We start from the raw sequence: 14330 nt of genomic DNA, 5'->3' as shown, positions 1-14330 counted from the left end.
GGATCACCCCCGGTAGCCATGCCGGGGTATTAAGGAAAAACATGAACGACGATACACACATTATTAAAATCGGCGACGATCCGCGCTTTTTGCCGGAATTCAGTGCCATCCGCGAAGAAATCAACAAATCCAATCATCCCACGCAACCGGAGGTGAACTGGCGGCTGGTCGAATCGCTGGCGCTGACGCTGTTTAAAAGTAACGGCGTTGATTTGCACACCGCAACGTACTACACGCTGGCGCGCACCAAACTTAACGGGCTCTCAGGTTTTTGTGAAGGATGCGAACTGCTGGCGGGGTTGATCACCGCCGAATGGGAACGCTTCTGGCCGCAAAACTATCAGGCACGCAGCGATATGCTGGAGTGGTTCAACACCCGCATCGGCAATATTCTGCGGAGAAATCCGTCCCTGGCGCTCGGCGACTTGCAGCTGCTGTATCGCACCGAACGCACTCTGCAACTCATCTGCGACAAGCTTCAGCAGGTCGAACTGAAGCGTGTCCCTCGGGTAGAAAATCTGCTTTATTTTGTGCAAAACATCCGTAAACGTACCGAGGCTGAACAGCAGGCGCATAACACGCAGGCTTATCATTATGTCTCGCCGACGCTGGTTTATATGCCAGAGCCAACAGCTCAAACTGAGCCAATATATTCGCCGCTGCCCTCCATGGAACCCGCTCATCAGGCGCCGAAAGTTGAAGTCCATTTCACCGGATCAGAAAACAAAAAGCGCCCTTCACGAATGCCGGTAATTGGCGGATTTTTGGCGGGTATCGCCTGCACGGCCATAGTATGCAGCGGATTATGGTGGTGGCAGGTGTCACCGCTGCAGCAAAAAATCACCATCGTCAACGACACCCCGCAGGGCGGCGCAGCACTCTGGCTGACATCCCCTGAGTTGAAAGAATACCCTCAGCGTCTGGACCGTTTACTGAACGTATCTCCACTTCAACCACTGGAAACCGGCGAGCATCTGACAAAAACCGCTGCCTCCGTCTGGCCTGAAAATGAACAGCAACAGCAGGCTACCGCCCGCTGGCACGCAGCAATCAAACTGCGCGCAGACAACAGCCCGACGCTGCGCGGCTATATGCAGGTTCAGCAGGATTTACATGAGTTCGCTGCGCTGTTATTGCAGCGCGAAAAAAGTAAAGAAGGCATCACGCTCTCTTATCTCAAAACCGTCGCCTATCAGGCCGAAAACCTGCTGAATCAGGAAACGCCGCTCGAAATACTGTTAACACGGCTGGAAGACGCCAAAAAACAGAATCAGAATACACAAATCTTAGAGAAACAAATAAATGAAAGGATGGAGGCATTATCCAGCCGCTATTTATTAATCCGAGATATTTCCCAAATCGATTCATCGTTAAATAATCACGTTAACACTCATGAATAAGCTAAAGGAATAATATCATGGCAAATCTTATTTATTTAACCCTTAACGGCCAGACCCAGGGCCTGATTTCCGCAGGATGTTCATCACTGGACTCGATAGGAAATAAGGCGCAGATCGCACACTTGGATCAGATTATGGTTTATGAGTTGTCGCATACTATCTCTCGAGACGAAAATGCCAATCACCACCCCATTTTTCTCACTAAACCTGTCGATAAATCATCTCCTTTGCTTGGGAAAGCAGTTTCAGAGAATGAGATATTAAATTGTGATTTTGATATTTACAGATTAAACAAGTTTGGAATTAATGAGTTATTTTATAAGGTGAAACTCACTAAAGCAAGAATCACCAATATTGAAGTGATATTCCCTAACACTCTAAATAATAATGACATGCAACCTCATGAAACATTATCTATTGCTTATGAAACTATAACTTGGGAACATCTACCTGCTGGAACAAGTGCATACAGTTTATGGAATGACAGAGTTTTATAAAAAACTCACCATATCTTTTATAAAGTTATCCCAAAAAAATATGAGGTTATAAATCATCAAGCATACCCAACTGGATTAGTGTATGCTTAATGAATTATTTCAATCCAATTCATCAACGCAGGGACAGGGAATATAATTAATCCAACCAGTTAAAATACAAAAAAACCATTCTCACCACCATTTAAAATTATTTTTTGCACGCGGAATTAATAAAGCATATAAAAATGAAAAAAACAAACAACAATCCTGTAAGTAGGAGTACTTATCGAAATCTATCAACCTTATAAAATCATTACCATATATGCCAGCATAAAAATATGAAAATGTAATACTCAAATTGATAATAACAGTAATAGTAAAAATAGTAATACTTCTTAACGAAAGAGAAAACAACCTCAAATAATAGAGAAAAACACAAAGAAATACTGAAAAAGATAAATAAATCAGTATGGGCCAATATGAAAAAGTATTGATAACAATGTCGCTAGAATTATTTATTATCAAAACTATTCCCCACTCGAATCGCCTTGAATTGGCTATAGCCCGTGTAAGCAGTAGAACTATCAACCGCAGCTTCAAAAATTAAAGGTACTACTCCCATTTCCTTCCAACCAAAAATGTAATCGTTATTCATAGCATCCCAAAGCCTCCAAGAGTGCTCACGCGGTTTATAAATTTTCCGACCAACGCCATAAGCAGATAACGAAAGATCAACAACAGTATAGGCATAATCTCCTACGTCCTCCTTCACTCCTGAGTACACAGCTATTTTTCTATAACCTTCTCTAATCCAACCTGGAGAGTTTTTTCTAAACAGCAGAAAGTAACCATTTTCCCACATGTTGTTTACCCCATGAAGTATCAGTGGCACTCCCCATGTCTTACATCGAACCCCTCTAGTTGCTAAACAGACTTCTCCACCAGAAAATATCTGTGTTCCACCACCTACAAAACCCACCTGAGCAAGAATCACATTGATTCTATCTTTCTTTTTTTCCAACCTGACAGCAGCATACTGCTCGGTTCTTGCAGTTTGCACTTTTCTAGATTGCATTATAAGCGAGTCTATTTCTGACTGAATTAATCTCACTCCAGCGTCAATTGTCAAGCAATTTTCACTTACGTTTTTTTGTATTTTTTGCGTGAATGAATAAGCTTTCATATTAAACTCTCGCCTCAACTGATAGCTGGCTAAGTAATCATATGATAATGTTTGAGCCAATCTTATAAGCTCCTTACTTTTCAATACCAAATTGTCATTATTTTGTTTATCACGCATAAGACCACCCTATCTATTGTTGGTATATTCAATAAAGAAACGTTTACCTATAATAAGATATCATTTACTTAAAATACATTCTTGATCTTGATAGCAAATAATAAAAAAACCAAGGAAACAGTATAATTCACGATTATTTAAATTTTACACATTCACGCAGTGAATGAATTAAACCTATTTACCCCACACAATAAATTATAACAACGAACAACCCTATAAAGAGTTGTCTTTATAGGCAATAAACCCTTACTATGAAAAACTTATAATATCAATAATTCGGGCAAACGGTTTAAGCGATTATGACAAATAAAATTAAAGAAGGAGAAGGAGAAGGAGAAGGAGAAGGAGAAGGAGAAGGAGAAGGAGAAGGAGAAGGAGAAGGAGAAGTATATGATATATAAAATAAGTAAAACACATTTAATTGTATTTTTCTTAGCATCAACAAGAGTTTGTTTTAGCATGGCCCGCGATAATATAAAAATAGATCCCGTAATTTCGTTAGTTAAAATTACAGTCGAGAAAAATAATTTAGTTTCTGATGCCAAATGTACGGACTATTTCCTCACAAAAAATATTGAGGCAGGTATTGACCTCGTTGATTTATTGGAAAAACATGGAGGTGATTGCAAGGGAGACCCTGAAACACATCCTCGGATTTTCAGCGTTTATGTTTCTCAGAAGACACATGAAATGGCGAGTGATAAAGATGATCTTGCTGGTCTAGGGCCTCTAAAACCCTTTCCCCCTACAGATTAAAAATTAAAATATTTTTAACCTTTTATTAAAAACTAACAAAACTTAACGTGATTACCTGTTGAATTTTAAATATCTTTAATTTAATAATGCTTTGAGTAATAAAGCTAAATATTTTAAGAGAAGGACAGATGCAAATATTCAAAAAAGCCAGATTAATATTCATGAGTTTTAATGTTTCATTCAACTTCTTAGTGGCCTCCTCTCCGCGATTAGAACCTACATTTTCATTGGTTAAAAATTATTGAGAAGGAAGATTTTTTCATATATGTGAAATTTGTAGATTATATTTTAAGGGAAATGTCGATGATGAAGTAGGAATCTTAGAAAACATGACAATATATGGGGGTGGAACCCAAGACTGAACCTTGGGTATTCGGTGTGAATATTATTGAAAAAATATGAAATGGCAAGAGATAAAGATAACCTAACGGGCGATAAAATTCTTAAATAATTATTTCCAAAATGATTTTTTGTAGCGCCTAAAATATAAAAAAGGCCGCCATCTCTGGGAGCCTTTTACTATTTATTCATTAACCAATTATTCAGAAACCCGACTCAATCAATGACGCTTTCCGTCATCGTCTTCATCGATGAAATCTTCATCTTCGCCTTCTTCACCTTCTTCGTCGTCATCGCCTTCGAAGTAAGTGCCCCAGCCGTCGTAGTTTACGCCGTTGGTTTCAGCCAGATTCATCAGTTGCTCAACCTGGGCGTCGATAAGTTCTGCATTCAGCGCGACTTCACTGATCACGTCACAGCACATCATGACGGTACCATCTTCCGCTTCCAGCTCTTCCGGATCGGAGACTTCGTAACCCAGTTTGAACGCTTCTACGACCGCTTTCTCCAGCACTTCGAACTTCTCTGAAGATAAGTGGTGTTCGATGGTGTAAAGCGCGTCAGGATCACTGCCATCATCCAGCAGTTCTTCGATGATTAAGCGAGTTTCTTCACGTTGTTCTTCCAGCAATTCACGGTTTGCCATTTCTCTGTCCTCAATCAATTTGACGTTTGTAGGCTATTTTCACACACCGCAGAGCCAGCCTCCACTATAAACAACGACAAAGTTTTTACTTCAGGGTTGTAATTGCATATTCATCCAGATAAATTGAATTTTAATTCAATCCGAAATGCTTACGCGCTATGGAGCGACATCATGAGTTTGTTGAGTAAACGTCATTTTCTCAGGTTACTGGATTTTACCCCGTCAGAGATTTCGTCCCTGCTGAAACTCTCCGCTGAACTAAAAGCAGCAAAGAAAAACGGCACCGAAAAAGCCCGCCTGCAAGGCAAAAACATCGCGCTCATCTTCGAAAAAGACTCAACCCGCACCCGATGCTCTTTCGAAGTTGCCGCATACGATCAGGGGGCGAAAGTCACTTATCTCGGCCCAAGCGGCAGCCAGATCGGTCACAAAGAATCGATGAAAGATACCGCCCGCGTGCTTGGCAGAATGTATGACGGTATTCAGTATCGCGGTTTTGGTCAGGATAAGGTCGAAACGTTGGCGGAATACGCGGGCGTGCCGGTCTGGAATGGCTTAACCAACGAATTCCACCCGACGCAGCTGCTGGCCGACCTGCTGACGATGCAGGAACATCTGCCCAATCAGCCGCTGAAAGGGATGCGTCTCGCGTATCTGGGCGACACCCGTAACAATATGGGTAACTCGCTGCTGGAAGCTGCGGCGCTGTGCGGGCTGGATTTACGCCTTGTCGCACCGTCGGTTTGCTGGCCGGATGCTGAACTGGTCGCGACCTGCCAACATCTCGCCACCGAAAACGGTGGCAAGATCACCCTGACCGAGGATATCGCAGCCGGTGTGAAAGATGCGGATTTCCTTTATACCGACGTCTGGGTATCGATGGGCGAGCCGAAAGAAGCCTGGAAGGAACGCATCACCCTGCTGCGCCCTTATCAGGTCAACAGCGCGATGCTGGCGCTGACCGGCAACCCGAACGTCAAGTTCCTGCACTGCCTGCCGGCTTTCCATGATGATCAAACGTCGCTCGGCAAACAGATGGCACAAGAGTATGGCCTGCACGGCGGTATGGAAGTGACGGATGAGGTGTTTGAATCGGCGCACAGCGTGGTGTTTGATCAGGCGGAGAACCGTCTTCACACCATCAAAGCCGTAATGGTCGCGACCCTCGGCACGGAATAATTTATCCCGGCATCATTCGCGCTTTTCCCGGATGATGCCGCATTTTTCCACCAGAATCCTCTGCTATCTCCCCTTTTGGCCATCACACCCCTTCATTTTCAACTAACCTTTTTACAGCGCGTTGTTTTTATAACTCCATCAGAAAAATACAAACGCAGTAAGAAGGAACCGATATGAGCTCAGTTAATCTTGAGTATGTCCTGCGGCTGGAAAGCCTGTTAAGCAGGATTTACCCCAGGGAACACATCGCCGATCTGCTGAAAAAAATCCTGCATCTCGCCGACAAATGGAATTACGGCAGACATCGCACCACGCACTGGGTTGATGGCACCAATATTTATCTGATCACCTACGGCGACAATCTACGCCACGGTGAACAACCGCCACTGGCGACGCTCAATCATTTTGCCAATACTTATCTGCGTGAAATCATCAGTGACATTCATATCTTGCCTATGTATCCGTACAGTTCGGATGACGGCTTTAGCGTGATCGACTATCGGCGGATCGACGAAAATCTCGGCGGTTGGTCCGATATTCACCATCTTTCTGAAAATTTTAATCTGATGTTTGACTGCGTGATCAACCACATCTCGCGCTCGAGCGACTGGATGAAAGGTTATCTGCACGACGATCCGTACTACCAAAATTACTTTATTGCCTCCAACCCCGAGCTCGATTACAGCCGCGTCGTTCGCCCCCGCGCCTCGCCGCTGCTGACGCCGTTTATCAAAACCGACGGCACCGAGCTGTATCTGTGGACAACGTTCAGCGAAGACCAGGTGGATATCAATTTTAAAAATCCACAGGTACTGCTGGAAAGCATCGACGTGCTGCTGCAATACGCGGCCAGCGGCGGGCAATCGATCCGCCTTGATGCGATTGGTTATATCTGGAAGGAAGTGGGCACGTCGTGCATTCACATGCCGCAGGCGCACAACATCATCAAAGTGTGGCGCGCCATTCTGGATGAAGTGATCCCCGGCACGCGGCTGATTACCGAAACCAATGTGCCGCATCACGAAAATATCAGCTATTTCGGTGAAGGCGATGAAGCGCACATGGTGTATCAGTTCCCGTTGCCGCCACTGACGTTGCACGCCTTTTTGCGCGAAGACACCACCACGCTGACGAAGTGGGCGCAGAGCCTGAATGCCGAAGCCCGTTACCCGGATACCACCTATTTTAACTTCCTCGCCAGCCACGACGGCATCGGGTTGCGCCCGACGGAAACTTTCCTGAGCGATGAAGAACGCAAATACATGGCGCAGGAAACGCTGCGCAAAGAAGGCCGCGTTTCTTACAAAGACAACGGTGACGGCACTCATTCGCCATACGAGCTGAATATCAATTACCTGAGCGCACTGACCGAGCCGGAAGATGACGTCGCGATGAAAGCGCGTAAGTTTCTGGCAGCGCAGGCGCTGCTGCTGTCGTTCATCGGCGTGCCGGCGATTTATATTCACAGCCTGCTGGGCAGCGAAAACGATCTCGAGGGAATGCACCAGTCGGGCATCAACCGGCGCATCAACCGTAAAAAGCTGGATCTGGATAAACTGGAAGCCGAGCTGGAGAAAAAAGAGGGACTGCGCGCCCGCGTGTTCAACGGATTGCAGGACCTGATTAAGCACCGGCGCGCCCATCCTGCATTTTCACCGCAGGCCGGTCAGCGGGTGTTTGATCTGGGAAAATCGCTGTTTGCGATGGAGCGTTATGATCCCAAAACCGAGGATCGCATCACCTGCGTGTTTAATATCAGCAGCCATTCACGGGTGCTGAAACTGGCAGTGGAAGGCAAGGATCTTATCAGTGGAAACGCGTTTACCGGCCAGACACGACTCCAGCCATGGCAAGTGGTGTGGATCAAGCACAAACTGAAAGCGCCAGAACGCCTTGGCAGGCTGCGTCGCTGGCGTATGAAGCTGTTTAAGCGAAGTAAGCGCTAACTTTAAAAACTTAAACGGGTAACACGCTGACGTCCATTTTGACCACGGCTTTGCGCACGTTGGCCGGTTCGCCGACGGCGCACAGCGGTTTGTGGACTTCGCCCGGATAGAACACCACGAAGTCACCGGCCTGCATGATCATGGTTTTTTCCTGTTCGCCGGCGGCGAGAAACGCGATGTCTTTATCAGCCAGCCAGTCAGTATCGACATCACCCGCCGGTAAGTTGCTGAACGTCATCCCTTCGGTGCCATTGAGAATAATCTGGATATCCAGATAACGCGCATGGAACTCGGCGCGGCGTTCTGCCTGAGGCGCAGTGGAATCATTGGAAATCAGCACAAAGACGTCGTCACCGCAGATGTCGTGTTTACCCAGCGGAGTGTCGGCGGTGATGCGCTGTTTAACGAACTCGATAGCTTCGCGCAGTGCGGCGGGCAGATACGGCACTAGGTGCAGTTGATGAATATTACCAGTGATCATGAGTTTCCCTTTGTTAAAGAAAAAATGAAATGATGTTTCAATGTCGACTTATGATAAAGCACCGCGACCGTCCGCCACTTGATCCAGTTAACAGTTTTCACTTGTGAGCAGACACGCAGCCAACCGTTTGCCTTTGCGTGATTTTTCCGCTTGATGTCGTCAGTTACGCGCGTATAATGCGCCACAATTTGCCGGGAGAACCCATGAAAAATTGCCACGTTTTGCGCTCAGACGATCGACCAAACGCCGTGCCATCAGGCAGCCCGCTGCCGTTGTTCTTCCGTTGTATTGCCGGTCAGCGTTCAGTTGATCAAAAAGAAAGGCCCCTCATTGCAGGGGCTTTTTTTTGTCTGAAATTTGAGTGCGCACCTGTCGGGGAGCGCATCTTTTAAGAACAAAGAAACAGGAGAATGACGATGGCGAACCCGCTGTATCAAAAAGACATCATTTCAATCAACGATCTCAGCCGCGAGGAGCTCGAACTGGTGCTCGACACCGCCGCCAGCCTGAAAGCCACGCCGCAGCCTGAGCTCCTGAAACACAAAGTGATCGCCAGCTGCTTCTTCGAAGCCTCAACCCGCACGCGGCTGTCGTTCGAGACCTCCATCCATCGTCTCGGCGCATCGGTGGTGGGTTTCGCCGACGGCAGCAACACCTCGCTCGGCAAAAAAGGCGAGACGCTGGCCGATACCATTTCGGTCATCAGCACCTACGTCGATGCCATCGTGATGCGCCATCCACAAGAAGGTGCAGCGCGCCTGGCGACAGAATTTTCCGGCGGCATTCCGATCCTGAACGCCGGTGACGGCGCGAACCAGCACCCGACGCAGACGCTGCTGGATCTTTTCACCATTCAGGAAACGCAAGGGCGTCTGGATAACATCAAAATCGCGATGGTCGGTGATTTGAAATATGGTCGTACCGTCCACTCTCTGGCGCAGGCACTGGCGAAATTTAACGGCAACCGTTTCTACTTTATCGCGCCCGACGCGCTGGCGATGCCGGGCTATATTCTGGCGCTGCTGGAAGAGAAAGGAATTGAATACAGTCTGCATAGCAGCATCGACGAAGTGGTGCCCGAAATCGATATTCTGTACATGACCCGGGTGCAGAAAGAGCGTCTGGATCCATCCGAATACGCCAACGTCAAAGCCCAGTTTGTGCTGCGCGCCGCGGATCTGGCGGACGCACAGCCGCATCTTAAAGTCCTGCACCCGCTGCCGCGCATTGATGAAATCACCCCTGACGTCGATAAAACGCCCTATGCCTGGTACTTCCAGCAGGCCGGTAACGGGATTTTTGCGCGTCAGGCATTGCTGGCGCTGGTTCTGAACGCAGACATTGCACAGTAAACTTGAGGAGAAAACGACTATGACTCACGACAATAAACTTCAGGTTGAAGCGATTAAATGCGGTACGGTCATCGACCATATTCCGGCGCAGATCGGGTTTAAATTGCTTTCGCTGTTCAAATTTACCCAGACGGAACAACGCGTCACGGTCGGCCTGAATCTGCCGTCCGGCGAGCTTGGCCGCAAAGACATCATCAAAATCGAGAACACCTTCCTGACCGATGAGCAGGTCAATCAGCTGGCGGTCTATGCGCCGCGCGCGACGGTAAACCGCATCGATGATTACGAAGTGGTGAAGAAGCTAATGCCGACGCTGCCGGACCGGATCATCGGTGTGCTGCGTTGCCCGAACGGCAATTGCATCAGTCGTTTTGAACCGGTGGATTCGAGCTTTGCGGTGAAACAGCGTGCTGACGGCGTGCATCTGAAATGTAAGTATTGCGAGAAAGAGTTTGAGCATCAGGTCGTGCTCAACAACGACTGACCGATTATACTGGCGCGAATCTCGTTCCAACTACTCAATAATCAGGAGACATTATGTCCCGCGAAATCAGCACTGAAAACGCTCCAGCCGCCATCGGTCCTTATATTCAGGGCGTAGATCTTGGCAGCATGATCATCACTTCCGGTCAGATCCCTGTGGATCCTAAAACCGGTGCCGTAGCCGAAGACATCGCCGCTCAGGCGCGTCAGTCACTGGAAAACGTGCAAGCTATCGTCGAAGCCGCTGGCCTGAAAGTCTCAGACATCGTGAAAACTACCGTTTTCGTGAAAGATCTGAATGATTTCGCCACCGTTAACGCCACTTACGAAGCATTCTTCACCGAGCATAAAGCGCCTTTCCCTGCGCGTTCATGCGTTGAAGTTGCCCGTCTGCCAAAAGACGTGAAAATCGAAATCGAAGCCATCGCTGTTCGCCGTTAATTCGCGAAAGCATCAGGTTTTGATGAGCCAGCCTTCGGGCTGGTTTTTTTTCGCCTGCTTTTACCAATCCCCTCACCCATTAGCCTTTCTGTTGTTTTCGCCCGGCAGTGGCGATTGCCTCATCAGCGACCATACTCATTATATCCCGACCTTTTTTGCCCTCTTTTCACTCAGCCGTGGTTTTTTCTGCACCTTTTGAGAGCAGATGCACGTCCTGACTCCTGATTTCCCGCGGGTTTTGCACGATGGCACACTTTATGCGTGATCTTCATTGTTATTGAACGATTCCATTGCAGCCGGTCCAGTTTGTGAGGTGATGATGATTAAGATTGACCTTTCCGATTCACCCTTTTTTGATGAAATGTTAATGGCTGAAGGGAAACACCGCAGCCATTATCAGGCTTACTGGCAGTGGTTGCAGCAGGCCGATCAACAGGCCGTCCAGCGCAAAAAAGAGGAAGCAGCGCTGCTTTTCCACCGGGTGGGGATTACCTTTAATGTTTACGGCGAAGATGATGGCGCAGAGCGGCTGATCCCGTTTGACAGCGTGCCGCGCATTATTCCCGCCGGGGAATGGAAAATGCTCGATCGCGGGATCCGCCAGCGGGTACAGGCGCTGAACGCGTTTTTGCATGATATTTATCACGACCAGAAAATACTCAAAGCCGGACTGGTACCTGCCGAACAGGTGCTGGCCAACGATCAGTATCAACCCTGCATGCAGGGCATTGATCTTCATCGCGATACCTATGCCCACATCGCCGGAACCGACATGGTGCGTGGCGGCGATGGCGAATATTACGTGCTGGAAGACAACCTGCGCACACCGTCCGGCGTTTCCTACATGATGGAAAACCGCAAAATGATGATGCGGCTGTACCCGGAACTGTTTGCCGAGCAGCGTATCGCGCCGGTCTCACGCTACCCTTCTCATCTGCTGCAAACTTTGCGTGAAAGCACGCCGGTTAACGATCCGACCGTCGTCGTACTGACGCCGGGGCGCTTTAACAGCGCCTATTTCGAGCACAGTTTCCTGGCGCAGCAAATGGGCGTCGAACTGGTAGAAAGCGCCGATTTGTTCGTTAAAGACGGAGCGGTGCTGATGCGTACCACGGCAGGCCCGTGCAAGATCGACGTTATCTACCGGCGCATCGACGATGCGTTTTTAGATCCGCTGGCATTCCGCGCTGACTCCATGCTTGGCGTGCCCGGCCTGCTGTCGGTCTATCGTGCCGGTGGCGTGGTGCTGGCAAATGCCATCGGCACCGGCGTTGCCGACGACAAATCCATCTACCCGTATGTGCCTGAGATGATCCGTTATTACCTGGGTGAAGATCCGATCCTCAACAATGTGCCGACGTGGCAATGCCGCAAAGAATCCGACCTGTCTTTCGTACTGGCGAATCTGGACAAAATGGTGGTGAAAGAAGTTCACGGCGCGGGCGGTTACGGCATGTTAATTGGCCCGACCGCCAGCCTGGAGGAACTGGCACGTTTTCGCGATTTGCTGAAAACCCGCCCCGAGAATTACATCGCGCAGGAAACGCTCGCGCTCTCAACCTGCCCGACGTTTGTCGAAAACGGTCTGGCACCGCGCCATATCGATTTGCGGCCCTTCGCGCTCACCGGTGCGGAAATCCGTCTGGTTCCCGGCGGTTTAACCCGCGTGGCGCTCGCCGAAGGATCCCTGGTGGTCAACTCATCACAGGGCGGCGGCACCAAAGATACCTGGGTGCTGGAAGAAGAAGATTCGACGGAGGATGACGCATGCTAAGCAGAACCGCCAGTGAGCTGTACTGGATGGCGCGTTATCTGGAACGCGCCGAGAATATCGCCCGTCTGTTGGACGTCACCAACAAGCTGTCGATGATGTCGATCCGTGACGTCACGGCGCGCGATGAAAATAACGATCTGCTGGTGCCGCTGACCATGACCGGTACCCGCACGCTGTTCAATGAACATTATCCGCAGCTGACCATGAGCAATCTGCTCAACTTTTTCGCGCTGGATAACATCAATCACGGCAGTATTTACAGCTGTCTGCAAATGGCGTGGAACAACGCTCACGCGGTGCGCGGCAGCCTGTCTTCCGAAGTCTGGGAAAGCATCAACGCCACATGGATTGAGATGAAACTCATCCGCCGTCAGGGTGTCGGTTCCGCCGGTGCGGATTCCTTCTTCGACTGGGTTAAGGAGCGCTCACATCTGTTCCGTGGCGCGATGTTCGGCACTTTGCTGCGCAGCGATGCCCAAAATTTCATCCGGCTCGGCACCATGCTTGAACGTGCAGACAGCACTGCACGCCTGCTGGATGCCAAAAATCAGTTGCTCAATGCCGATGAAGATCCGGTGCGCGAATATTACCGGATGGATACCTTGCTGCGCGCCGTCAGCGCCCGTGAAGCCTTCCACACGCTCTACAAACAGCAGCTCAGCCAGAAGCACATCGCCGAGCTGCTGATCCTGCGCCGTGAGTTGCCGCGATCCCTGCTGTCATGCGTGGAAATCATGGCCGAGCAGCTGGAAGAAATCGGCGGTACGGCGGGCAATCTGCCACGTCGCCGCGTTCACACCCTGCATGCACAGCTACGCTTCACCGAAATGGAAGAAATTGTCGAAATGGGTCTTAGCCCCTGGTTGATGCAGTTCCTCGACCAGACCGGCGCTATCGCAGAAAGCATCCATCAGACCTATCTGGAGGCACAATAATGAAACTGAATGTCAGTCATCAGACGCATTACACCTATGCACAACAGGTCAAGCACAGCACACAGTATCTGCGCCTCACGCCGCAGAACTCCAGCCATCAAAAAATCCTGTCGTGGGATTTAACGCTGCCGGAATACGCCACCCGCACATTCGATGCTTACGGCAATGTACTGCATGTGCTGACGCTGGATCAGCCGCATCAGGCGATCACCATTGAAGCCAACGGCGTAGTGGAGATTGAAGACAATACCGAAGACGATAATTGCGGGCATCTTTCGCCGCTGGTATTTTTGCGCACCAGCCCGCTGACGCTAGCCGATGGGGCGATCCGCGATTTCGCAAACCGTTATTACCGGCCGCAGGCACAACACGAAAGTTTGTGTAGTCTGATGGGTGAACTGTTGCTGAAAATGCCCTACAGCCCCGGCACTACCACCGTGAAAGACAGCGCCTCACAGGCGTTTTCCGCGCAACAGGGCGTGTGTCAGGATCATACCCACGTTTTCCTCGCCTGCTGCCGCAGTCTGGGCATTCCGGCGCGTTACGTCAGCGGTTATCTCTATACCCAGGACTCCGCCCATGTGGCAATGCACGCGTGGGCAGAAGCCTGGCTGGATGACCGCTGGCAAAGCTTCGATGTCACGAATAATACCTGCCAGCCCAATCAGCATTTGAAACTGGCTATCGGCATAGATTATCTTGATGCGTGCCCGGTCCGCGGTATCCGGTTAGGTGGGGGATGCGAAGACATGCGCACTGTCGCGGCGGTTGAGATGTTCGACATTCCGCAATAATCCTGACTGCTTGAAATAGGAAGATTTT

At 49.1% G+C, this 14330-nt stretch carries 14 protein-coding genes; 11 read left to right on the top strand and 3 right to left on the bottom strand.

The genetic code is table 11. The annotated features are described in order from the left end of the window. The first annotated feature begins 41 nt into the window (after positions 1-41). Complete coding sequence (locus ACMHLI_RS17915) at positions 42-1400, top strand: VasL domain-containing protein (protein ID WP_413530615.1); 1359 nt, start codon at positions 42-44, stop codon at positions 1398-1400. A gap of 17 nt (positions 1401-1417) precedes the next feature. Then, positions 1418-1897 (top strand): Hcp family type VI secretion system effector, encoded by a 480-nt coding sequence (locus tag ACMHLI_RS17910; RefSeq protein ID WP_413530614.1) that lies wholly within the window; start codon positions 1418-1420, stop codon positions 1895-1897. Positions 1898-2387: 490 nt separating this feature from the next. On the opposite strand, the gene ACMHLI_RS17905 is transcribed toward ACMHLI_RS17910, so the two are convergent. Beyond that, a complete protein-coding gene (locus tag ACMHLI_RS17905; RefSeq protein WP_413530613.1) occupies positions 2388-3176 on the bottom strand; it encodes a DUF4225 domain-containing protein in 789 nt (262 codons plus the stop codon). A gap of 390 nt (positions 3177-3566) precedes the next feature. On the opposite strand from ACMHLI_RS17905, the gene ACMHLI_RS17900 reads away from it, so the two are divergent. Further along, entirely contained in the window at positions 3567-3932 is a 366-nt protein-coding gene (locus ACMHLI_RS17900) for a hypothetical protein (protein WP_413530612.1), read from the top strand. 559 nt (positions 3933-4491) lie between these two features. Here the strand turns inward: ACMHLI_RS17900 and rraB are convergent. After that, complete coding sequence (gene rraB, locus ACMHLI_RS17895) at positions 4492-4917, bottom strand: ribonuclease E inhibitor RraB (protein WP_056776511.1); 426 nt, start codon at positions 4915-4917, stop codon at positions 4492-4494. A gap of 171 nt (positions 4918-5088) precedes the next feature. Here rraB and argF point away from each other — a divergent pair, with 171 nt between their 5' ends. Both argF and ACMHLI_RS17885 read left to right on the top strand, forming a co-directional pair. Further along, a complete protein-coding gene (argF, locus tag ACMHLI_RS17890; protein ID WP_413530611.1) occupies positions 5089-6096 on the top strand; it encodes an ornithine carbamoyltransferase in 1008 nt (335 codons plus the stop codon). Positions 6097-6269: 173 nt separating this feature from the next. Beyond that, a complete protein-coding gene (locus ACMHLI_RS17885) occupies positions 6270-8042 on the top strand; it encodes a sugar phosphorylase (protein ID WP_413530610.1) in 1773 nt (590 codons plus the stop codon). Between the two features lie 10 nt (positions 8043-8052). Here ACMHLI_RS17885 and ACMHLI_RS17880 read toward each other — a convergent pair whose 3' ends face one another. Continuing rightward, positions 8053-8523: a YhcH/YjgK/YiaL family protein gene (locus ACMHLI_RS17880; protein ID WP_413530609.1), complete on the bottom strand. Its 471-nt coding sequence runs from the start codon at positions 8521-8523 to the stop codon at positions 8053-8055. Positions 8524-8939: 416 nt separating this feature from the next. Between ACMHLI_RS17880 and pyrB the strand changes: the two genes are divergently transcribed. The 6 genes from pyrB to ACMHLI_RS17850 all read left to right on the top strand — a co-directional run bounded on the left by pyrB (position 8940) and on the right by ACMHLI_RS17850 (position 14302). Beyond that, on the top strand, positions 8940-9875 hold the full coding sequence (pyrB, locus tag ACMHLI_RS17875) for an aspartate carbamoyltransferase (protein WP_413530608.1): 936 nt from the start codon (positions 8940-8942) through the stop codon (positions 9873-9875). Between the two features lie 19 nt (positions 9876-9894). After that, positions 9895-10359 carry an aspartate carbamoyltransferase regulatory subunit gene (gene pyrI / locus ACMHLI_RS17870; protein WP_413530607.1) on the top strand — a complete coding sequence of 155 codons (465 nt, stop codon included), beginning with the start codon at positions 9895-9897 and terminating at the stop codon, positions 10357-10359. Positions 10360-10412: 53 nt separating this feature from the next. Beyond that, a complete protein-coding gene (gene ridA, locus ACMHLI_RS17865) occupies positions 10413-10799 on the top strand; it encodes a 2-iminobutanoate/2-iminopropanoate deaminase (RefSeq protein WP_413530606.1) in 387 nt (128 codons plus the stop codon). A gap of 319 nt (positions 10800-11118) precedes the next feature. Further along, complete coding sequence (locus ACMHLI_RS17860) at positions 11119-12573, top strand: circularly permuted type 2 ATP-grasp protein (RefSeq protein ID WP_413530638.1); 1455 nt, start codon at positions 11119-11121, stop codon at positions 12571-12573. Next, positions 12567-13508, top strand: a complete 942-nt coding sequence (locus ACMHLI_RS17855; RefSeq protein ID WP_413530605.1) for an alpha-E domain-containing protein — start codon at positions 12567-12569, stop codon at positions 13506-13508. Before ACMHLI_RS17860 ends, ACMHLI_RS17855 begins: the two co-directional genes overlap by 7 nt. Further along, on the top strand, positions 13508-14302 hold the full coding sequence (locus ACMHLI_RS17850; protein WP_112169281.1) for a transglutaminase family protein: 795 nt from the start codon (positions 13508-13510) through the stop codon (positions 14300-14302). The genes ACMHLI_RS17855 and ACMHLI_RS17850 overlap by 1 nt, the downstream gene beginning before the upstream one ends. The last annotated feature ends 28 nt before the right edge of the window (positions 14303-14330 follow it).

The sequence above is a fragment of the Rahnella inusitata genome, from assembly GCF_965118895.1.
GTDB lineage: Bacteria > Pseudomonadota > Gammaproteobacteria > Enterobacterales > Enterobacteriaceae > Rahnella > Rahnella inusitata_A.
This window is presented reverse-complemented; position numbering and strand designations above follow the sequence as displayed.